This window comes from Diaphorobacter sp. B2A2W2 (assembly GCF_056730635.1).
The window spans coordinates 86,403-106,821 of record NZ_JBWZOR010000001.1 but is presented as its reverse complement, the minus strand read 5'-3'; the positions used below and the strand labels follow the sequence as shown (position 1 = coordinate 106,821).

Genomic DNA, 20,419 nt, shown 5'->3' with positions numbered 1-20,419 from the left:
GCTCTTGTTGGGCCTGTTAGCACTATGGAAGGGTATCCCCTCCCATAGTGTTAGCAGGTCCTGGTGTTGCTCTTTATTTAATAGCTACTCGCGCCGTATCGGCGGCGTTTTTCAGGTCAATTTCGACTAAATCGCCCGCCCAACCAGCGCAAAGCGCTCCTTTTTCAGGAGCGACACGACTGCGCGCGCAGGTAGCGGTACACCGTGTTGCGCGACACGCCCAGCGCGCGCGCGGCGGCGGAGACATTGCCCGCGTGCGCATCCAGTGCCTGCTGCAGCGCATGGGCCGCCACATCGCCCAGCGGCCGCACGCTGGCCGGGGCCGGGGCCGGGACCGCGGCGCGCGCGCCGTCCGCTAGCGGCACCGCTGGCTGAGAGAACGCCTGCGCCACCACGCGGCCCTGCTGCGCCAGCGCCTCGCATTCCTCCAGGAAGTCCTCCGGCAGGTGCGCGCACGTGATCGCGTCCGCGCCCTCGGCCAACAGCGCCGCCGTGCGCAGCACGTTGGACAGCTGGCGCAGGTTGCCCGACCAGGCGTGGGCGGCGAACAGCGCCATCACCTCGGGCGCCACCGGTATGGGGCTGTCTGCGGCGGGAGAGTCATGCTGGGCGCGCAGCAACCGCTGCACGATCACCGCCAGGTCCGTGCGCTCGCGCAGCGCAGGCAGTCGCACCACCAGGCCGTTCAGCCGGTAGTACAGGTCGTCACGGAACTGGCCGTCGGCCATCATGGCGCGCAGGTTGCGGTGCGTGGCGCAGACCACGTTCACGTCCACCTCGATCTGCCGCGTGCTGCCCAGAGGCGCCACGCTGCGCTCCTGCAGCACGCGCAGCAGCCGCGCCTGCATGGCCAGCGGCATGTCGCCAATCTCGTCCAGGAACAGCGTGCCGCCGTGCGCCTGCACGATCTTGCCCACGCTGCCCTTGCGGCGCGCGCCGGTGAAGGCGCCCTCTTCGTAGCCGAACAGCTCGGCCTCGATCAGCGACTCGGGAATGGACGCGCAGTTCACCGCCACGAAGGGCCCCCGCGCGCGCGGGCCGTCGTTATGGATGGCACGCGCCAGCAGCTCCTTGCCGGTGCCCGTCTCACCCAGGATCATCGTGGGCACGCCACGCCCCAGCAGCCGCGTGACGCGCTCGATCACCTGCGCCAGCTGGGCATCGCCCGTGTCCAGGTAGCGCAGGCTGGACAGGCCCGGGGCCGCAGCAGGCCGCGCGCGCGGCGGCGGAGCCTCGGCCGGGACGTCCGGGCACACCGGCAGCGTGACGCCGCCGCGTGGCGCAAACTCCACCTGTGCGTGCACCGACACGCCTGCCGGCAGTTGCAGCGCCAGCAGCGTGGGCACCGAGCGGCGCGCATGCTCCAGCAACGCGCCCATCGACAGGCCGAACAGCGAGGTGAAGGTGTGTGCCGCCAGCGCCGGTCCCGACAACCCCAGCTGGAACTGCGCGCTGCGGTTGGCCGCCAGAAAGCGCCCCTGCGGGGTGAACGCCGCCAGCCCTTCCATGAGCGTGCCCAGGAACTCGGCGCGCGCATGAAAGCGCAGGCGCACGGCATCCTCGTACACCTTGCCGAAGAGGTGGTTCTCCACCATCGCGGCGGACATGCGCACCAGCGCCAGCGTGTGGGCGCTGTGGCCGCGGCGGTCGCCGCTCACGTCCAGCGCGCCGAGGATCTGCCCCTGCGGATCCAGGATGGGAGCGCATGAACAGGTGAGGAACTGGTTGGCTTCCAGGTAATGCTGGCGCCCGTTGATCTGCACCGCATCGCCCAGGGCCAACGCCGTACCAATGGCGTTGGTGCCCTTGCTGCGCTCCGACCAGCCCGCACCGGGCTGCAGGGCCACGCGGCCAGCGCGGTCCAGGAAGGCATCATCGCCCTCGGCATGCAGGATCACCCCCTGCGCGTCGGTCAGCATCACCATGCTCTGCGTGCCGCGCAGCTGCTGCGCCAGGGTTTCCATGACGGGGCGCGCATGGGCGCACAGGGCCTCGTTGCGTGCCACGGTCCAGGCCAGGGTCTGGCGGTCCAGCAGGTGCAGGTCGGCCTGCTCATGGGGCTGCAGCCCGAACGACTGCGAGCGGGCGTGGGCCTGGGCGACGACGCCTGCCGTGGTCAGCGCCAGCGCGGCACCCGCGGAAGGATGCGCGCCGGGCGTTGCGGTGCGGTGCATGGTGTCTCCTATGCAAGCTATGCGCTGCACGGCACGCGGCCAGGCGGCGCTTTGGGACCGCACGATAGCATCAACGGCCGCTGACGAGCCCAGCAACCGCGGCGGGCACGCAGGCATGGGGCTGCGCCCACGCGTGGGCCAACGCCTGCAGGGCAGTGCCTGCGTCCTGCTCCAGCTTGAGCGCCAGCAGCCCGTCGGCCCGTGTACGCCCCTGGTTGACCGCTGCCACGGGCAGGCCCGCATCGACCGCCGCCTGCACGAACCGGAAGCCCGAATACACCATGAGCGACGAGCCCACGACGAGCACCGCGTGCGAGCGTGCCAGCGCCGCGCGCGCGGCCTCCACACGCTCGCGCGGCACGCTCTCGCCAAAGAACACCACGTCGGGCTTGAGCAGGCCGTTGCCGCAATGTGCGCAGGAAGGCACATCGAAGCCGCCGAAATCAAGACCCTCTAGATCGGCGTCCCCATCGGGCGCGGCGCCGGCCTGCAGGGCCACCCATCCGGGATTGCGCCGCTCCAGTTCGTGTTGCAACGCGGCACGCGGCGCACGCATGCCGCAGTCCATGCACAGCACGGTGTCGATGCGCCCGTGCAGGTCCAGCGTGCGCTGGCTGCCCGCTGCGCTGTGCAGGCCGTCCACGTTCTGGGTTAACAGCAGTTCGATGCGGCCCGCCGCTTCCAGCGCAGCCAGCGCACGGTGCGCAGAACCGGGCTGGGCGCGGCCCATCACCCGCCAGCCCAGCAGGCTGCGGGCCCAGTAGCGCCGGCGCGTGGCTTCATCGCCCATGAAGGCCTGGAAGGTGACGGGCTGGGGGCGCTTCCATTCACCGTTGTGGTCGCGGTAGTCGGGAATGCCCACCTCCGTACTGCAGCCCGCGCCCGTGATGACGAACAACCACGGATGGCGGCGCACGAAGTCAAGCAGCGCATCAACGTTGGCGGCAGCTTGCATCACAGCCCCTCAGTCCATGCCGGGCGCGATGCTCTCGGCGTAGTCGTACACCGCGCCGAGGATGGCCTCGGTGCGTTCGTCATCGGCCTCGGCACCCAGCGTGTCCAGGCGCTCGAACAGCGCGTCGAACGTCAGCGCGCCGCCCTCGCCCTCCACCAGCATGGCGACGCGGTGCGCCTCCCAGCGCTCCTGCTCCTCGGGCGAGAGCGTGTGCGGGAAGTTGCGCGCACGGTAGCGCCAGACCAGCTCGGCCAGGCGCGCGTCGTCAAAACCCAGGCGCTCGTGCGCCAGCTCTTCGCCGGGCAATGCGCGCAGACGGTTCAGGCGGCGGCGGTCCTCATTGCCCACGAAGCCCCCGTACAGGTCCTGGTCCACATCCAGCGGCCCCTCCGCAGGGCGCTGGAACACCTGGGCCCACACGGCTGTCAGGTCGGGCAACGCGCGCGCCGCGGCGGCATGCAGCGCGGCCTGTGGCAGGTCGATGCCCCAGCGCTGCGCCATGGCCGGCGTGAGCGTATTGAGGTTACCCACCACCATCGGCGACTTGTTCAGATGCACGCTCTTGAGCGGCAGGCGCGTCACGCCCTCGGGCAGGTCGGCTGCGCGCGTGAACAGGCGCGTGCGGATCTCGTCAGCGGACAGCCGGGCCAGTTCGGAAGGGTCTTGCGCCAGGTCCCAGGCCAGCAGCTCATTCTTGTTGGTCGGGTGGCTGGCCAGCGGCCACATCACGGCCAGGCAGCCGCGTTCGGCAGGGAACATGCCCGAGACGTGCAGGAACGGCCGTGCCTCCTGCGCCGTGGTGGGCAGGCGCAGCTCAGCCGCCACGCGGTCCTTCTTGTGCAGGGACAGCGCGAAGTCGAACAGCCGGAGGTTGCGTGAACGGATGAGCCGCGCCAGCGCGATGGTTGCGCGCACGTCCGACAGCGCGTCGTGCGCGGCCTCGTGCGCCAGGCCGTTGGCCTTGGACAGATGCTCCAGGCGGAAGCTGGGCTTGCCGTCCACCTCGGGCCACGCGATGCCCTCGGGGCGCAGCGCGTAGGTCAGGCGCACCACATCCAGCAGGTCCCAGCGGCCGCACTGGTTCTGCCACTCGCGCGCATACGGGTCCATGAGATTGCGCCAGAACATGAAGCGCGTGATCTCGTCGTCGAAACGGATGGTGTTGTAGCCCACGCCAATGGTGCCGGGCAGCGCCATCTCGGCCTCGATGCGGGCGGCGAATTCGCGCTCGGGCAAACCCTTTTCCAGGCACAGCTGGGGCGTGATGCCAGTGATCAGGCACGACTGCGGATCCGGCAGATAGTCGTTGGTCGGGCGGCAATAGATCATCAGCGGCTCGCCGATCTCGTTGAGCTCGGCATCGGTGCGGACGGCGGCGAACTGTGCGGGGCGGTCGCGGCGCGTGTTGGCGCCAAAGGTTTCGTAGTCGTGCCAGAGGAAAGTGTGCATGAGGAAGAAGTTGCAGCCGGAAACAGTGCCAGGGCGAAGTATGCATGGCAGGCCGGCACAATGGCCGCATGCGTTTTCTCTTCATGCCCGACACCCTCGCCCGGCGCCGCGCCGCCGCCTCCGCACTGGGCCTGGCAGCACTGGCGGGGTGCGCCTCCGCTCCGCCAGCGACCCCCGCCGTAGCGGCTCCATCCGCTGCACCCAGCGCCCTTGCTCCCGCGCCGGTCATCCCCCAACTGCCCTCGCCCGCAGCGCCCACCACCCCGGCGCCTGCCCCGGCAGCATCCACCGTGGAACCTGCGAGCACGCCGGTAGCCCTGGCGCAGGCGGGCACCACTGCGGCCACACTGGCCGGCTTTCACGCCTGGGTGAGCGCCTTTGAACGCGAGGCGCTGGCCGCCGGCATCCGACCGCAGACCGTGGCCGCCACCCTGGGCCAGGTGCAGTGGCAACCGCGCGTGGTGGAACTGGACCGCGCCCAGCCCGAATTCACCCGCCCGCCCTGGGCCTACCTGGACAGCGCCGTGTCACCCCAGCGTATTGCGCAGGGACGCGAGCAGAGGCGCCAGTACGCCGACGCGCTGGACGCGGCCGCGCAGCGCTACGGCGTGCCCGCCAGCGTGGTCACGGCCATCTGGGGCATGGAGAGCAACTATGGCCGCAACTTCGGCAGCTTCCGCACCGTGGATGCGCTGGCCACCCTCGCCTACGACGGGCGCCGCAGCGCATGGGCCCAGCGCGAGCTGCTGGCCGCGTTGCGCATCGTGGACCAGGGCGACATCGCGGCCGACGCGCTCATCGGCTCCTGGGCCGGGGCCATGGGGCACACGCAGTTTCTGCCTTCGGTGTTCCTTGCCCATGCGGTGGATGCCGACGGGGACGGGCGGCGCGACATCTGGGGCAGCGTGCCCGACGTGGTGGCGTCCACCGCCAACTTCCTGTCCCATTCGGGCTGGAAGAGCGGTGAGCCGTGGGGCGCCGAAGTGCTGCTGCCGCCCGGCTTCGACTACGCACGCGCCGAACTGAGCGTGCGCCAGGCCAGCAGCGACTGGGCCGCTGAAGGGGTGCGCGGGGTGGATGGCGCAGAACTGCCGCCGCTGCAGGACGCCTCCGTCCTTACCCCGGCAGGCGCGCGTGGTCCCGCCATCCTGGTCGGGCCCAACTTCCGCGCGCTGCTGCGCTACAACAACTCGGTGAACTACGCCCTGGCCGTGGGCCTGCTGGCACGGCAGATCGACGGCGGCGCGGGCCTGGCATCCGCCTGGCCGCGCGAACTGCAGCCTCTGTCGCGCAGCGAAGTACGCGCGCTGCAGGAGGCGCTGAACGCGCGCGGCCTGGACACCGGCACGCCCGACGGCGTGGCAGGGCCTGCCACGCGCGCTGGGGTGCGCCGCTACCAGCAAAGTGTGGGCTTGCCCGCCGATGGCTATGCCACGCGCGAACTATTGCAGCGACTGCTGACGCATTGAGCGGGCGTTACTCCACTTTTAATAGCTTCTCGCGCTTGCTGGACGGGCGCTAGAGCCTGATTTCATCAAGATCGCCGCTTCACTCGAAGCCGCGCCCCTCGCCCGCCTCTTCGTGGGTCACGCCGTCGCGTATGTGGTAGATGCGCTTGAAGGTGGGAATGATCTTCTCGTCGTGCGTGACGACAATGATGGCCGTTTCCAGGCGCCGAGCCATGTCGTTCAGGATGCGGATCACCGCCATGGCACGTTGCGAATCCAGCGGCGCCGTGGGCTCGTCGGCCAGGATCACCGGCGGGCGGTTGACCAAGCCGCGGGCGATGGCCACACGCTGCTGCTCCCCGCCCGACAGTTGCGATGGCATGGCCGTGGCGCGGTGCTGCACGTCCAGGGCCGTGAGCAACTCCAGTGCGCGGCGGCGCGCCTCGTCGTTGGGCACGCCGGCCAGCATGGGCAGCAGCGCCACGTTGTCGGTGGCATCCAGAAACTGGATCAGGTACGGCGCCTGGAACACGAAGCCGATCTGGTCGCGGCGCAGCGCGCGCAGGTCGGGTACTTGCCAGCCGTCGTCATAGATCACCGTATCGCCCAGCGTCATGCGGCCCGACGTGGGATCGATCACCGCGCCCAGGCACTTGAGCAGCGTGCTCTTGCCCGAGCCGGACGGGCCGATCAGGCCCACCACCTCACCCGGTGCAACGTGCATGTTCACGTCCTTGAGGGCGAGGAACGCCGTGTCGCCGGAGCCGTAGCGCTTGGTCAGGCGCTCGATGTGGATCCCTTTCCTGCTCATTGCTGCGTCCTCACCCTATCGCCTCGGCCGGATCGACCCGCAGCGCCATGCGGATGGCCACCACGCTGGAGAGCACGCAGATCGCCAGCACCGCGATGAACCCCGCCACCGTATCGAACGGCACCAGCAGCACGTATTTGGGAAACAGCGGCGCGGCAAAGGTGGCCGTGATCTTGCCGACAACGAAACCGATCACGCCGAGCACCAGCGCCTGCTGCAGGATCATCCAGGCGATGGTGCGGTTGCGTGTGCCGATGAGCTTGAGCACGGCAATCTCGCGGATCTTGTCCATCGTCAGCGTGTAGATGAGAAAAGCCACGATGGCCGCACTGACCAGCGCCAGGATCACCAGGAACATGCCAATCTGCTTGGCCGATGTCGCGATGAGCTTGCCCACGAGGATGCCTTCCATCTGCGCCCGGTCGTAAACCGTGAGCCGCTTCCAGCGGCGGATGGGCTCGGCCACCTCCTGGGATGTGAAGCCCGGCTGCATGCGCACCAGCACGGCATTCACATAGCTGTTGCTGGTTTGCGAGGCCACCACCGCATCCAGCAGGTCGGGAACGCCGGGGCGGTTGAAGGCCGGGTTGGCCTCGGTGCGCCGGCGCTGCATGAGGATGGCGTCGTTGTCTTTGAGGAACTGCGCCTCCTGCGCATCTTTCAACGGTATGAACACCATCGGGTCGCCGCTGGACGAGACCATGCGCCGCGTGAGGCCCACCACCGTGTAGTGGTTGCGACGGATCTTCAGCACATCGCCCAGACGCACGCCGGCCGCCACGTCGGCGACGGCCTCGTAATGGCCGCGCGTGATCTGGCGCCCTGCCACCAACTGCGGCGGCCAGCCGGGCGCGCCCGGGCCGCTCGCGGTGATGCCCACCACCATGGAGCGCACATCCTTGTCGCCATGGCCCACTTGCATGGTCAGGTAGGTGATGTTCGCGGCCTGCGCCACGCCCGGCATGGCGCGGATGCCGCGCCACAGGTCGTCGGGCACGCTGGAGGATTCCGCGTAGGGGCCCAGCGTGTCTTTCTGCACCACCCACAGGTCGGCGCCGCTGTTGTCCAGCAGCACCTTGCCGTCGTCCACCATGCCGCGGTAGACGCCCGCCATGGTCAGCGTCACGCCGATCAGCAGGCCCAGGCCGATGCCTGTGAAGACGAACTTTCCCCAGGCATGCAGAATGTCGCGCCCTGCCAGGCTGATCAAGGCGCCACCCCGGCAATGCGCTCGACCACGTGCACGCGGCTGCGCGCAGTGAGCGCCCTCTCGCTGTACACCACGATGGAGTCGCCCACGGCCAGCCCGTCCAGCACCTGCACATGGCCGTCGAGGTCCGCACGGCCCAGGCGTACCTGCGCAAACTGCGGCTTGCCACTGACCAGCTTCCACACGCCGCGCTGCCCGTCCACGAAGCGGATGGCCGCATTGGGAATGGTGGGCGCCTCGGGCAGTGCCGGCAGGCGCACAGTGACCTCGGCCAGCTCACCGACGGGGGGCAGCGGTGTAACCGGTGCATCGAAGACGATCTTGGCCAGCGTCTCCTCTGTCACCGCGTCCGCCAGGGGCTCGACGCGCAGCACGCTGCCGACCAGGTTGTCCCCGCGGCGCGAGCGCAGCACCACCTCGGCCGGTAGCTGTGCCGCCAACCCTTGGGCGGTGATCTGGTCAAAGCGCGTGTCGATCCACAGGCTGGCCGGGTCGATGAGCTTTACCACCGCCTGCCCCGCCACCACGGTCGTGCCAGGGTCGGCATCGCGCGCAGCCACCATGCCGGCCACGGGCGACACCAGCCGCAGGTTGCCACGCTGCGCGCGCAATGCCTGCAAGTCAGCGCGCAGACGGCTCGCATCCTCGCGGGCAGCGGCGAGCGCGGCGTCTGCCACGGCCAGCTCCTGCTGTTTGGTGGCGTAGCTTTCCTCACTGGTGCCGCGCACGGCCACCAGTTTCCCGTAGCGCTGGTGCTGGGTCTGCGCATAGCTCTGTCTGGCCTCTGCCTGGCGCAGCGCGGCTTCGGCGCTCTTGATGGCCGCCTGCTGTGCGCGCACGCGGTCGTCCAGGTCCACCGGGTCCATTTCGCCCAGCACCTGCCCAGCCTCAACCCTGTCGCCCACCTGCACGTCCAGGCGCTGCACGCGCCCCGCGAAGGTGGGGCCGATCTTGTACAGATACCGCGCCTGCACCGTGCCGATGCCCGAGAGTGCCGGGGCAATGGCGCGCGATTGCACGCTGCCCAGCGTGACCGCCACGGGCGCCAGCGGCCCCGAACGCAGAGCGACATAGACGAACAGCGCCACCAGCGGCGCAATGACGGCGATCAGCGCCAGCGTGCGGCGCCGCAGACGGGGAAACTTCATAGCGCCCTTCCGATGCCGCGGCGGTAAATGGCAAACACGCCCTGCGCATCGCGGCGCATGCGCTGCACGTCGCCCGCGAGCAGCGACTGCATCACCAGCCCCTGCACGGTGCCGATGAACAGCACGGCAGCGGCCTGCGCATCCAGTTGCGGGTCCAGCTCTCCCGCGGCTTTGCCGGTCTCCAGCAGCCCGCGCAGGCGCTCGCCGTAGGCCGTGATCAGGGTCTGCACCATCTGCTTGGGCAGGGTTTGGCCAGGGCGTTGGAGCTCCCCAAAGATGAGGCGTGGCACACCGGGCCGCTCGCACACGAAATGGATGTGCGCCATGAACACCGCCTCCAGCGCCGCCAGGGGAGAGGCTGCCCCATCCGCGGCCGCGTCCACGCGAGCCATGAGACGCTGCGCCACCCACGACATCACCGCCTGCAGGATGGCGTCCTTGGACGCGAAATGCCGAAACAGTGCCCCCTGCGTCACGCCCATATGCTGGGCAATGGCGGTGGTGGTGATGTCGCTGGGGTTCTGCTGGGCCGCCAGATCGACCACGGCCTCCACCGTGGCGGTGCGCCGTTCGTCGGCGGGCAGGTACTTGGGCAGCTCACTCATGCAATCACCAAAAGAAAGTAATTTATTACTATCTTATCGATAAAAACGTTCGGCACAAGGCACGCAGCCCCCTGGAGCGTCCCCAGGGCTCCCATTCGCACGACCCCCCCAGCAATTCACTCTCTTATCGATAGCTGCTCTCGCTTGGTGGTTGGGCGCCGGAGGCGCTTTTGTTCATAAGCATGGCGCGCGCCCATAAAAAACCCGCAGCGCGAGCTGCGGGTTTGTTAAAACGCGGCGGTGCCGGAATCAGTCGGCGGTGGCTTCTTCGGGTTCGGCCGGTTCGGACTTGGCTCCGCGCTCCTTCTTGGGCACCGGCTGGATGTCCAGCAGCACCTCGGAAGTCTCCACGCCCTTGTCGTCCGTCTTGACCTCGATGTCCACCGTCAGACGCCCGCCTTCGGTCAGGCGACCGAAAAGCAACTCGTCGGCCAGCGCCTTGCGGATGGTGTCTTGGATCAAGCGCTGCATGGGGCGCGCGCCCATGAGCGGATCAAAGCCCTTCTTGGCCAAGTGCTTGCGCAGCGCGTCGGTAAAGGTAACTTCCACCTTCTTCTCGGCGAGTTGCTGCTCGAGCTGCAGCAGGAACTTGTCCACCACGCGCAGGATGATCTGCTCATCCAGCGGCTTGAAGCTCACGATGGCATCCAGGCGGTTGCGGAACTCGGGCGTGAACAGGCGCTTGATGTCGCCCATCTCGTCGCCCGCCTGGCGCGGATTCGTGAAGCCGATAGCGGCCTTGTTCATGGTCTCGGCGCCCGCATTCGTCGTCATGATGATGATGACGTTGCGGAAGTCGGCCTTGCGCCCGTTGTTGTCCGTCAACGTGCCGTGGTCCATGACCTGCAGCAGTACGTTGAAGATGTCCGGATGTGCCTTCTCGATTTCGTCGAGCAGCAGCACCGCATGCGGCTTCTTGGTGATTGCCTCGGTCAACAGGCCACCTTGGTCGAAGCCCACGTAGCCCGGAGGCGCACCGATGAGGCGGCTCACGGCGTGGCGCTCCATGTACTCCGACATGTCGAAACGGATCAGGTCCACACCCATGATGTAGGCGAGCTGCTTGGCGGCCTCGGTTTTTCCCACGCCTGTGGGGCCGGAGAACAGGAAGGAGCCGATCGGCTTGTCCGCCTTACCCAGTCCCGAGCGTGCCATCTTGACGGCGGCGGCAAGCACCTCCAGCGCTTTGTCCTGACCGAAAACCACGCTCTTGAGGTCGCGCTCAAGCGTCTGCAGCTTGCCGCGGTCGTCATTGGACACGTTGGCAGGCGGGATGCGGGCGATCTTTGCCACGATCTCCTCGATCTCGGCCTTGCCGATGGTCTTTTTGCGCTTGGACGGCGTGAGGATGCGCTGCGCTGCGCCAGCCTCGTCGATCACGTCGATGGCCTTGTCGGGCAGGTGGCGGTCATTGATGTACTTGGCACTCAGCTCGGCCGCGGCCTGCAAGGCAGCGGCGGCGTACTTCACGCTGTGGTGCTCCTCAAAGCGGCTCTTGAGTCCCTTGAGGATGTCGATGGTCTCCTGTACCGTTGGCTCGACCACGTCCACCTTCTGGAAACGCCGCGACAGCGCCGCGTCCTTTTCGAAGATGCCCCGGTATTCGGTGAATGTCGTTGCGCCGATGCACTTGAGCTGCCCGCTGGACAGCGCAGGCTTCAGCAGGTTGGACGCATCCAGTGTCCCGCCCGACGCCGCGCCCGCACCGATCAGCGTGTGGATCTCGTCGATGAACAGGATGGCGTTGGGCTTGTCTTTCAGGCTCTTCAAGACGCCCTTGAGGCGCTGCTCGAAGTCGCCGCGGTATTTGGTGCCCGCCAGCAATGCGCCCATGTCCAGCGAATACACCGTGGCCTCGGCCAGGATCTCGGGCACGTCGTTCTGCGTGATGCGCCAAGCCAGGCCCTCGGCAATCGCGGTCTTGCCCACGCCGGCCTCACCCACCAGCAGCGGGTTGTTCTTGCGGCGGCGGCACAGGATCTGGATCGTGCGCTCGACCTCGTAGTTGCGGCCGATTAGGGGGTCGATCTTCCCGTCCTTGGCCGCCTGGTTCAGGTTCTGGGTGTATTGCTCCAGGGGCGACGCCTTTTCACTGCGCTCGCCTTGCGCGCCCTCTTCCCCGTCGGCCTGGCCCTCGGCCTTGGCAGGCTCCGGCGGCTCGCCCTTCTTGATGCCGTGGGCGATGTAGTTCACCACGTCCAGGCGCGTCACGCCCTGCTGGTGCAGGTAGTACACGGCATGGGAGTCCTTTTCGCCGAAGATGGCCACAAGCACGTTGGCGCCCGTGACTTCCTTCTTGCCGTTGCCCGTGGACTGCACGTGCATGATGGCGCGTTGAATCACCCGCTGGAAGCCCAGCGTGGGTTGTGTGTCCACCTCGTCGGTACCGGCGACCTGCGGGGTGTTGTCCTTGATGAAGTTGGTCAGCGATGCGCGCAGATCGTCGATGTTGGCAGCGCATGAACGCAGCACCTCGGCCGCGCTGGGGTTATCGAGCAGTGCCAGCAGCAGATGTTCCACGGTGATGAACTCGTGGCGTTGCTGGCGGGCCTCGACAAAGGCCATGTGCAAGCTGACTTCCAGTTCCTGGGCAATCATGTGAGAACTCCTTTGTGCTTGCGTGTTAGGGATGACTGTAGATCGGGAGCAATGCCCCCTTATTCAACGGGCTCACTCAAACATTGCAGGGGGTGGCCTGCCTTGTGCGCCGCTTCCAGCACTTGGTCCACCTTGGTAGCGGCGACATCGCGCGTGTACACACCGCACACGCCTTTGCCGTCCAGATGAATCTTCAGCATGATCTGCGTGGCGGCCTCGCGGTCCTTGTTGAAGAACTCCTGCAACACGACGACGACGAACTCCATGGGGGTGTAGTCGTCGTTGAGCATGACCACCTGGTACATCTGGGGCGGCTGGGTCTTCTGTGTACGCCGCTCCAGCACGACCGAACCACCCTCGTCCCAGGACGGAGGGGTGGGAGCCGGCACCGGCGCGGGGATTGGGGGAGTGGTTGCCATGAATTTCATTCTAGCGAGGCCGATGCGGCACCGGAGCAGACCGCACATGGTGCCGCGCGGGCTTTTTTCAAGCGCTGATCACAGCCCTACTCATAGACCACATTCACAGCACCGCTGCCCGCCTGAGCGCTCCACGCGGCCAGCGCGGCATCGCTGGGAAAGAACCGGCTGGCCTCTCCCAACTGCACCTCGGCCGTGGCCGCGCCGGCCGCCGCTGTGCAGCGCAACTGCATGCGCACGCGCAGGCCATGGGCAAGCACCTCGCCGTGTTCTGTCTCCTCCCGTTGCGGAGGATAGTCACGCACCAGCGCCCCGATGTCTGGCAACTGCTGCCCCAGGCACACCTGCAGATAGCGCCCATAGCGTGCCCGCGCACCCGCCAAATCCCAGACCTGCTGCACCTTCATACGCAGGCCTCCGCTGAAGTGGTCCAACTGCAACCGACCACTCACCACTACGAATTCATCGTCCTTGAGCAGGCCGGCGTTCGCGTTGATCAGCCCTTCGTCGGCGGAAGCCTCGATGACGCCCGACTTGTCGTCCAGCTTGAACAACGCCAGCCTGCCGCGCTGCCCGTTAATGACGCGGTAGTCGCTCACGATGCCGGCTACCACCTGCGTCTCGCGGCTGTCTACCAGTTCGTCGATAGCGGTGCGCACGAAGCGGCGCACTTCCTGGTGCACTTCATCGAACAAGTGGCCCGAGAGGTAGAAGCCCACCGCGGTCTTCTCCTGCATCAGCCGTTCCTTGATGCCCCAGGGCATCACATCCACCAAATCAGGCTCCTGCGTGCTGGAGCCGATGGCGTCATCGCCCATCATGTCGAACAGCCCGCCTTGGTTGGCGTTGGCGATCTGCGCATTGGCAAACTCGAACGCCCGGTCGAGGGATGCCACGAGCGCGGCACGGTTGAGTTGCAGGGCATCGAAGGCGCCCGCCTTGATGAGCGCCTCCACCGTGCGCTTGTTGACGCGCGTGCGGTCCACGCGTACGCAAAAGTCAAACAAGCTCTTGAAAGGCCCCCGGGTTGCGCCCTGCGGACCCACGCCCTGCCCTTCGCGTGCGGCGATGATGGCCTCGATCGCCTGCTGTCCCGTGCCCTTAACGGCGCCCAGGCCATAGCGGATGACCTTGTCCGTCACCGGCTCGAAGCGGTAATTGCCGCGGTTGATGTCCGGCGGCTCGAAGGTCATGCCGAAATGTTTGACCGCGTCTTCATAGAGCACCTTGAGCTTGTCGGTGTCGTCCATTTCCACGGTCATATTGGCGCAGTAAAACTCCGCCGTGTAGTGCACCTTGAGCCACCCCGTGTGGTAGGCCAGCAGCGAATAGGCGGCGGCGTGAGACTTGTTGAAGCCGTAACCCGCAAACTTCTCCATCAGGTCGAAGACCTCGTCGGCCTTATCCTGACTGATACCCTTTTCGGCTGCACCCTTGCGGAAGATGGCACGGTGCTCGGCCATCTCCTCGGCCTTCTTCTTGCCCATGGCACGGCGCAGCATGTCGGCGCCGCCCAGGCTGTAGCCGCCCAGCACCTGGGCGGTCTGCATCACCTGCTCCTGGTAGACCATGATGCCGTAGGTCTCGGCCAGCACGGGCTCCACCAGCGGATGCGGGTACTCCACCACCTCCTTGCCGTGCTTGCGGTTCACGAAGCTGGGAATCAGGTCCATGGGGCCGGGCCGGTACAGGGCATTCAAGGCGATCAGGTCTTCCAGCCTGCTTGGGCGCGCTTCCTTGAGCATGCCTTGCATGCCCCGGCTTTCAAACTGGAACACGGCTTCGGTCTTGCCGTCCGAGAACAGTTTGTAGGTCGCAGCATCGTCCAGGGGAATGTTCTCGAACGCGAAGTTTTCCTGCCCTTTGTGACGCTGCATGATGAACTCACGCGCGATTTCCAGGATGGTCAGCGTCGCCAGGCCCAGGAAGTCGAATTTCACCAGGCCGATGGCCTCCACATCGTCCTTGTCGTACTGGCTCACCGCCGATTCGCTGCCTGGCTGCTGGTACAGCGGGCAGAAATCGGTCAGCTTGCCCGGCGCGATCAGCACGCCGCCGGCGTGCATGCCAATATTGCGCGTCATCCCTTCGAGCTTTTGCGCCATTTCGATGATGGTGCGCACGTCCTCCTCCTTGCGCACGCGCTCGTACAGGATGGGTTCCAACTCCAGGGCGTAGTTGTTCTTGTCCCCTTCCTTCTTGGGCTCTGGCGGGTAGGCCAGCGTATAGGTCTGGCCGGGTTTGCCCGGCACCAGCTTCGAGATACCGTCACAGAACGTGTAGCTCATGTCCATCACCCGCCCCACGTCGCGGATGGCAGCCTTGGCCGCCATCGTGCCGAAGGTGGCGATCTGGCTCACGGCCTCCTTGCCGTATTTATCCTTCACATAGTCGATCACCCGGTCGCGGTTGGCCTGGCAAAAATCGATGTCGAAGTCGGGCATGGACACCCGTTCGGGGTTCAGGAAGCGCTCGAACAGCAGGTTGTATTGCAGCGGATCCAGATCCGTGATCTTGAGCGCGTAGGCCACGAGCGAGCCCGCACCCGAGCCGCGCCCGGGGCCCACCGGGCAGCCGTTCTTCTTGGCCCACTGGATGAAGTCACCCACGATGAGGAAGTAGCCGGGAAAGCCCATCTTCAGGATGGTGCCCAGTTCAAACTCCAGCCGCTCCTGGTAGCGGGGGCGCTGGCGGTCGCGCTCGGCGGTGTCCGGGTACAGGTGCAGCAGCCGCTCCTCCAGGCCCTCGTGGGACGCGTGGCGGAAGTACTGCTCCATCGTCATGCCGCCCGGAATGGGGAAGTGCGGCAGTTGCGGCTTGCCCAGCACCAGCGACACATTGCAGCGCTTGGCCACCTCAACGGTGTTGGCGAGCGCGCTGGGTACATCGGCGAATAGCGCTTCCATCTCGGCACTGCTCTTGAAATACTGCTCGCGCGTGAAACGGCGCACGCGCCGCGGATTCGCCAAGATCTCGCCCTCGGCAATGCACACGCGCGCCTCGTGCGCCTCGTAATCGTCCGGCGTTGCGAACTGCACCGGGTGGGTGGCTACCACCGGCAGGGCCAGGCGCGCGGCAAGCTGCACCGCGGCGGTGACATGGGCTTCGTCGTCAGTGCGTCCGGCGCGCTGGACCTCCAGGTAGAAGCGGTGCGGGAAAATGCCCGCCAGACGCAGCGCCAGCTGCGCAGCTCCGGCGTCATCGCCCTTCATGAGCGCCTGCCCCACGGGACCGGCCTGTGCTCCAGCGAGGGCAATCAGGCCATCGCCCAATTCCTGCAGCCACTCCCAGGTGCACAGCGCCTGGTTCCTGACGATGTTGCGCGTCCACGCGCGGGCCAGCAGTTCGGAGAGGTTCAGATACCCGGTGCGGTTCTGCACCAGCAACACCATGCGCGAGGGTGCGCCTGCCGCTTCCCCCTCCAGGTAGATTTCGGCGCCCAGGATGGGCTTGACGCCCTTGCCCCGGCCTTCCTTGTAGAACTTGATCGCGCCGAACAGGTTGTTCAGGTCCGTGATCGCCAGGGCGGGCTGGCCGTCTTTCGCCGCCGCCTTCACGACCTCGTCGATACGGGTGGTTCCGTCCACGACGGAAAATTCAGTGTGCAAGCGCAAGTGGACAAACATGCGGCATTGTAGGAACGCGGGCATGTCCCATGCTTGCTCAGGGCCCCGCGCGCAGCATCCTTACAATGGTGCCATGCGGCCGCTCCATGGAGGTGCCGCCGCCGTCGCACACCCTTAGTACAAGAGCTGCCGCCATGCCGCGTTTTCCCCTGCCTTTGATTTCTGCCCTGCTCGCCGCCGGCCTGCTGGCTGCCTGCTCCAGCACGCCTGAAGACAAGACCGCTGGCTGGAGTACCGACAAGATTTATTCGGAAGCACGCGACGAGCTCAATGGCGGCTCTTACGACAAAGCCGTGCCGCTGCTGGAAAAGCTGGAAGGACGCGCCGCCGGCACGCCGTTGGCACAACAGGCCCAGTTGGAAAAGGCCTACGCGCAATACAAGGGCGGCGAGAAGGCGCAGGCTATTGCCACGCTGGACCGCTTCATGAAACTGCACCCCGCCAGCCCAGCGTACGACTATGCGCTGTACCTCAAAGGCTTGGTGAACTTCAACGACAACCTGGGCCTGTTCTCGTGGCTCTCGCGCCAGGACCTGTCGGAGCGCGACCAGAAGGCCGCCAAGGACTCGTTCGAGTCCTTCCGCGAACTGGTGACCCGCTTCCCCGAGTCGCGCTACACGCCCGACGCGCGCCAGCGCATGACCTACATCGTCAACTCGCTGGCGCAGTACGAAGTACACGTGGCGCGCTACTACTATGAGCGCGGCGCGTATGTGGCCGCCGTGAGTCGCGCGCAGAGTGCGGTTGCCGACTACAAGGACGTTCCAGCGACGGAAGAGGCTCTGTACATCCTGGTTCGGTCGTACGACGCGCTGGGACTCACACAACTGCGTGACGACACCCGCCGCGTGATGGATGCGACCTATCCTCAGAGCAGCCTGCCGCAGACGGGATTCAAGGCGAAGGCGAACCCCTGGTGGAAGTTCTGGTAAGGGCATCCAGCGCCGCGCCGAACTCTTCCTGCGTATGCAGCCTCCGCATGGGGGGCAATGCCCGCAGCAGAGGCTTGCCATAGCCCTTGTGCAACAGGCGTGTGTCGGCGATGACCAGTATGCCGTGGTCGTTCTCGTTGCGGATCAGCCGGCCGGCCCCCTGCTTGAGCGCCACTGCCGCCGATGGCAGGGCGTGGCTGCGGAACACGTTGCCTCCCTGGTCCGCCAGCCGCCGTGCCTGCGCCTGCTCCCACGGGTCACCCGGAGCGGGGAATGGCAGCTTGTCGATCACCACCATCTGCAGGGCCTCGCCCGGCACGTCGATCCCCTCCCAGAACGACGCCGCCCCCACGAGCACATGGCCCGCCGGCCGGCCGCTCGCGTCAAGCTGGGCACGAAAGCGCTCCACCATGCGCGACCGTGAGGCATGTCCCTGCACCAGCACCTCGATGCCGCCGCCGGGCGCGAACCGGCGGCATAGCTCATCCGCGATCACCGCAAGCGCCCGCAGACTGGTGGTCAACACCAGCGTATGCCCGCCAAGCCGTGCTACGGCATCACCCACCCAGCGCGCAAGCTGAACGCTGTGCCCCGCGTCGGAAGGCAGCGGGAGTGCGGGTGGCACATACAGCGCCGCCTGCCGCGCGTAGTCGAAGGGGCTAGGCACCTGCAGGATACGAGCGCCCTCCAAACCACAGGCATCGGTAAACCAGCGCAGGTCCTTGCCATCGCCCAGCGTGGCGGAGGTATAGATCCACGAACGCGGTGCGGACGCGGCAGGCGGTTCGTCGCTCTCGTCCCAGGCGCCCTCCGTGGGGGGCTTTCCCTCCCACAGCGTGCGCAGGGCGCCGGCCACATCCAGGGGCGTTTCCACCATGCGCAACGCACCTGCAGATTCAACCCAGCGCACCGTGCCAGCTTCCGCGTCGGAACAGAAATGCAGTACACGCTCCAGCAACGCGACCGTCCGGCTGTGCAGGTGGGCCAGATCGGGAGCGTGCTGCGCCACGCCGTCCAGTGCGGCCAGCACCGCGCGGAGTGCCGCCACCGCCCCCTCCAGCGCACCGTCCCAGGCTGACGGATCCAAGGCCTCGGGTGTGACGCCCGTCCAGGCGATGCGGGAGCCGGCTGCATCGGCATCTTCGCCCGGAGCGACCGCCAGGCGCAGCGCGTGCGCGCACTGGCGCAGGTGCTGGAGCAACCCCTGCCAATCCGCAGCGCCGCGCGCATGCCGCGCCCCAGCCGCCACCACATCCTGCCCAAGTTGCAGCAGCTGGCTGGTGCTGACATGCGTGCCCAGGAACTGGGCCGCAGTCTCGGCCAACCGATGGGCTTCATCGAACACCACGACCCCGGTGTCCGGTAGCAGTTGCGCGGCCCCCGCCCCCTGCGCACCGAGGTCCGCAAAGAACAGGTGGTGGTTGATGATGAGCACATCCGCCGCCTGCGCGTCGTGCCGTGCGCGGTAGACATGGCATTGGCGCAACCGCGGGCACATGGAACCCAGGCAGTTGTCTACCGTCGAAGTGACCTGCCTCCAGGCGGCTGAGTATTCATCCAGACCGGGGACCTCCGCCAGGTCTCCGCTGCGCGTGGACTGGGCCCATCGCTCAACACACGCCAGATCGTGGGCGACTGCTTCGTCATGCCCCTCCCCGTCGCGACGCGCCTGCTCCAGTCGGTAAAGGCAAAGGTAATTGGCCCGGCCTTTGAGGGCCGCTACGCGTAGCGGGAGCGCCAGCGCCTGCTGCAGCAGCGGCAGGTCGCGCGTCAACAGTTGGTCCTGCAGTGTCTTGGTGGCCGTGGAAATGAGCACACGCTCGCCGCTCAGCAGTGCGGGAACCAAATAGGCAAAGGTCTTGCCAATCCCCGTTCCCGCTTCCACCACCAGTGACTCCCGGGCGTTGATGGCCTGCGCCACAGCGAGGGCCATGGCCGCCTGCCCCGGGCGGGAACGCAGATCAGGCCGCACACGCGCCAGGGGTCCGTCGGGCGCAAACACCGGGAGGACGAGATCGCTCAAGGACATGCGCCGCGGGCCAAAAGAAGTGTCAGAAAGGAATGGCCTTGCACCAGCCGTGATGCTCTAAAAACACAAGCAGACGCACCAGCGATGACAAGGCCCGGGAGTTGATCATAATAGGCGGCTCCCCCCGCTTTCGCGACTGCGAGGCGGCCTTTCGTCCTCCGCTCCAATCCCATGACCAAAGCGTTCCGCCTCATTGCGTCGACCGGCATCCACAAGGGTGACCGCGAGTACCAGCAAGACCAGGTCGCCCTGCTGTCGCACCCGCGTTTCAATGGATGCGTACTGGGCGTGGTGGCCGATGGCATGGGTGGCCGCAGCGGAGGGCGCAAGGCGTCCGACCAGGTGATGCTCACCGCGCGCCAGTTGTTTGAACGCTATTCGCCAGAAACGGACGACGCCGCCGCCCTGCTCAAGCACATCGTAGAGGAGGCGCACATCGTGATCCGCCTCACCGCGATTTCCGCGGAACAGGAGCCACACAGCACCATCGCGGCATTCGTGATCAACCCACGCGGCGATTGCCACTGGGCCCACGCAGGGGACTCGCGCATCTACCACTTCCAGGGGGGGCGGCTGGTGTTCCGCACCAGCGACCACTCCTATGTGCAGGCGCTCGTGGACCGTGGCGAGATCACGGAAGCCGAGGCCAACACCCACCCCCACTCCAACATCCTCGTCGGCTGTCTGGGCACCGAGAGCGACCCTCCCATCACCACCCACCTGATTCCCCAGATGCAGCCGGGCGACGTACTGCTGGCCTGCAGCGACGGCGTGTGGCACTATTTCTCACCTGCGGAACTGGCATCGGTCCTGGATTCGCTGACGCCGCGCGAGGCCACCGAGTTCCTCATCGACAAGGCGCGCTCGCGCGCACGCGGGGGCGGCGACAACCTGTCGCTCGCCATCGTGAAGATCGAAACGCTGGTAGAGGAAAAGAAGCCTCCACGCTTGGCGCAACTCACACCCGCCACCTAAAACGCGCGTGGAAGACGGCCCCGCATGGGCCGTGGCGTCC

The 20,419-nt window shown here is 66.8% G+C and carries 14 protein-coding genes; 3 read left to right on the top strand and 11 right to left on the bottom strand.

Going from position 1 to position 20,419, the window contains the following annotated elements:
- Window positions 1-164: 164 nt before the first annotated feature.
- The 3 genes from AC1PPL_RS00475 to sbcB form a co-directional block, all read right to left on the bottom strand.
- Window positions 165-2,174, bottom strand: a complete 2,010-nt coding sequence (locus AC1PPL_RS00475; protein WP_479972382.1) for a sigma-54-dependent Fis family transcriptional regulator — start codon at window positions 2,172-2,174, stop codon at window positions 165-167.
- A gap of 70 nt (window positions 2,175-2,244) precedes the next feature.
- The gene (locus AC1PPL_RS00470; protein ID WP_479972381.1) at window positions 2,245-3,129 is read right to left on the bottom strand and encodes an NAD-dependent protein deacetylase; all 885 of its coding nucleotides are present in this window, start codon (window positions 3,127-3,129) and stop codon (window positions 2,245-2,247) included.
- Between the two features lie 9 nt (window positions 3,130-3,138).
- The gene (gene sbcB / locus AC1PPL_RS00465; RefSeq protein WP_479972380.1) at window positions 3,139-4,578 is read right to left on the bottom strand and encodes an exodeoxyribonuclease I; all 1,440 of its coding nucleotides are present in this window, start codon (window positions 4,576-4,578) and stop codon (window positions 3,139-3,141) included.
- A gap of 83 nt (window positions 4,579-4,661) precedes the next feature.
- Between sbcB and AC1PPL_RS00460 the strand changes: the two genes are divergently transcribed.
- Window positions 4,662-6,047: a lytic murein transglycosylase gene (locus AC1PPL_RS00460; RefSeq protein WP_479972379.1), complete on the top strand. Its 1,386-nt coding sequence runs from the start codon at window positions 4,662-4,664 to the stop codon at window positions 6,045-6,047.
- Window positions 6,048-6,126: 79 nt separating this feature from the next.
- Here the strand turns inward: AC1PPL_RS00460 and AC1PPL_RS00455 are convergent, their stop codons facing one another.
- The 7 genes from AC1PPL_RS00455 to dnaE all read right to left on the bottom strand — a co-directional run bounded on the left by AC1PPL_RS00455 (window position 6,127) and on the right by dnaE (window position 16,443).
- Entirely contained in the window at window positions 6,127-6,837 is a 711-nt protein-coding gene (locus AC1PPL_RS00455) for an ABC transporter ATP-binding protein (RefSeq protein WP_015913233.1), read from the bottom strand.
- A 10-nt stretch (window positions 6,838-6,847) separates the two neighbouring features.
- Window positions 6,848-8,047: an ABC transporter permease gene (locus tag AC1PPL_RS00450; protein WP_047351218.1), complete on the bottom strand. Its 1,200-nt coding sequence runs from the start codon at window positions 8,045-8,047 to the stop codon at window positions 6,848-6,850.
- A complete protein-coding gene (locus AC1PPL_RS00445) occupies window positions 8,044-9,195 on the bottom strand; it encodes an efflux RND transporter periplasmic adaptor subunit (RefSeq protein ID WP_479972378.1) in 1,152 nt (383 codons plus the stop codon). The genes AC1PPL_RS00450 and AC1PPL_RS00445 overlap by 4 nt, the downstream gene beginning before the upstream one ends.
- Entirely contained in the window at window positions 9,192-9,800 is a 609-nt protein-coding gene (locus AC1PPL_RS00440; RefSeq protein WP_123675776.1) for a TetR/AcrR family transcriptional regulator, read from the bottom strand. Before AC1PPL_RS00440 ends, AC1PPL_RS00445 begins: the two co-directional genes overlap by 4 nt.
- 249 nt (window positions 9,801-10,049) lie before the next feature.
- The gene (gene clpA / locus AC1PPL_RS00435; protein WP_088886618.1) at window positions 10,050-12,398 is read right to left on the bottom strand and encodes an ATP-dependent Clp protease ATP-binding subunit ClpA; all 2,349 of its coding nucleotides are present in this window, start codon (window positions 12,396-12,398) and stop codon (window positions 10,050-10,052) included.
- 59 nt (window positions 12,399-12,457) lie between these two features.
- Window positions 12,458-12,826: an ATP-dependent Clp protease adapter ClpS gene (gene clpS, locus AC1PPL_RS00430; RefSeq protein ID WP_015913417.1), complete on the bottom strand. Its 369-nt coding sequence runs from the start codon at window positions 12,824-12,826 to the stop codon at window positions 12,458-12,460.
- A 77-nt stretch (window positions 12,827-12,903) separates the two neighbouring features.
- Window positions 12,904-16,443, bottom strand: a complete 3,540-nt coding sequence (gene dnaE, locus AC1PPL_RS00425; RefSeq protein ID WP_479972377.1) for a DNA polymerase III subunit alpha — start codon at window positions 16,441-16,443, stop codon at window positions 12,904-12,906.
- Window positions 16,444-16,577: 134 nt separating this feature from the next.
- Here dnaE and AC1PPL_RS00420 point away from each other — a divergent pair, with 134 nt between their 5' ends.
- A complete protein-coding gene (locus AC1PPL_RS00420) occupies window positions 16,578-17,375 on the top strand; it encodes an outer membrane protein assembly factor BamD (protein WP_312130446.1) in 798 nt (265 codons plus the stop codon).
- Here the strand turns inward: AC1PPL_RS00420 and yoaA are convergent.
- Window positions 17,338-19,404, bottom strand: coding sequence for a DNA repair helicase YoaA (gene yoaA / locus AC1PPL_RS00415; protein WP_313561792.1), 2,067 nt, complete (start codon window positions 19,402-19,404; stop codon window positions 17,338-17,340). The two genes, AC1PPL_RS00420 and yoaA, sit on opposite strands and share 38 nt — an antisense overlap.
- 171 nt (window positions 19,405-19,575) lie before the next feature.
- Here yoaA and AC1PPL_RS00410 point away from each other — a divergent pair, with 171 nt between their 5' ends.
- Entirely contained in the window at window positions 19,576-20,379 is an 804-nt protein-coding gene (locus tag AC1PPL_RS00410; RefSeq protein WP_011805090.1) for a PP2C family protein-serine/threonine phosphatase, read from the top strand.
- Window positions 20,380-20,419 lie beyond the last annotated feature (40 nt).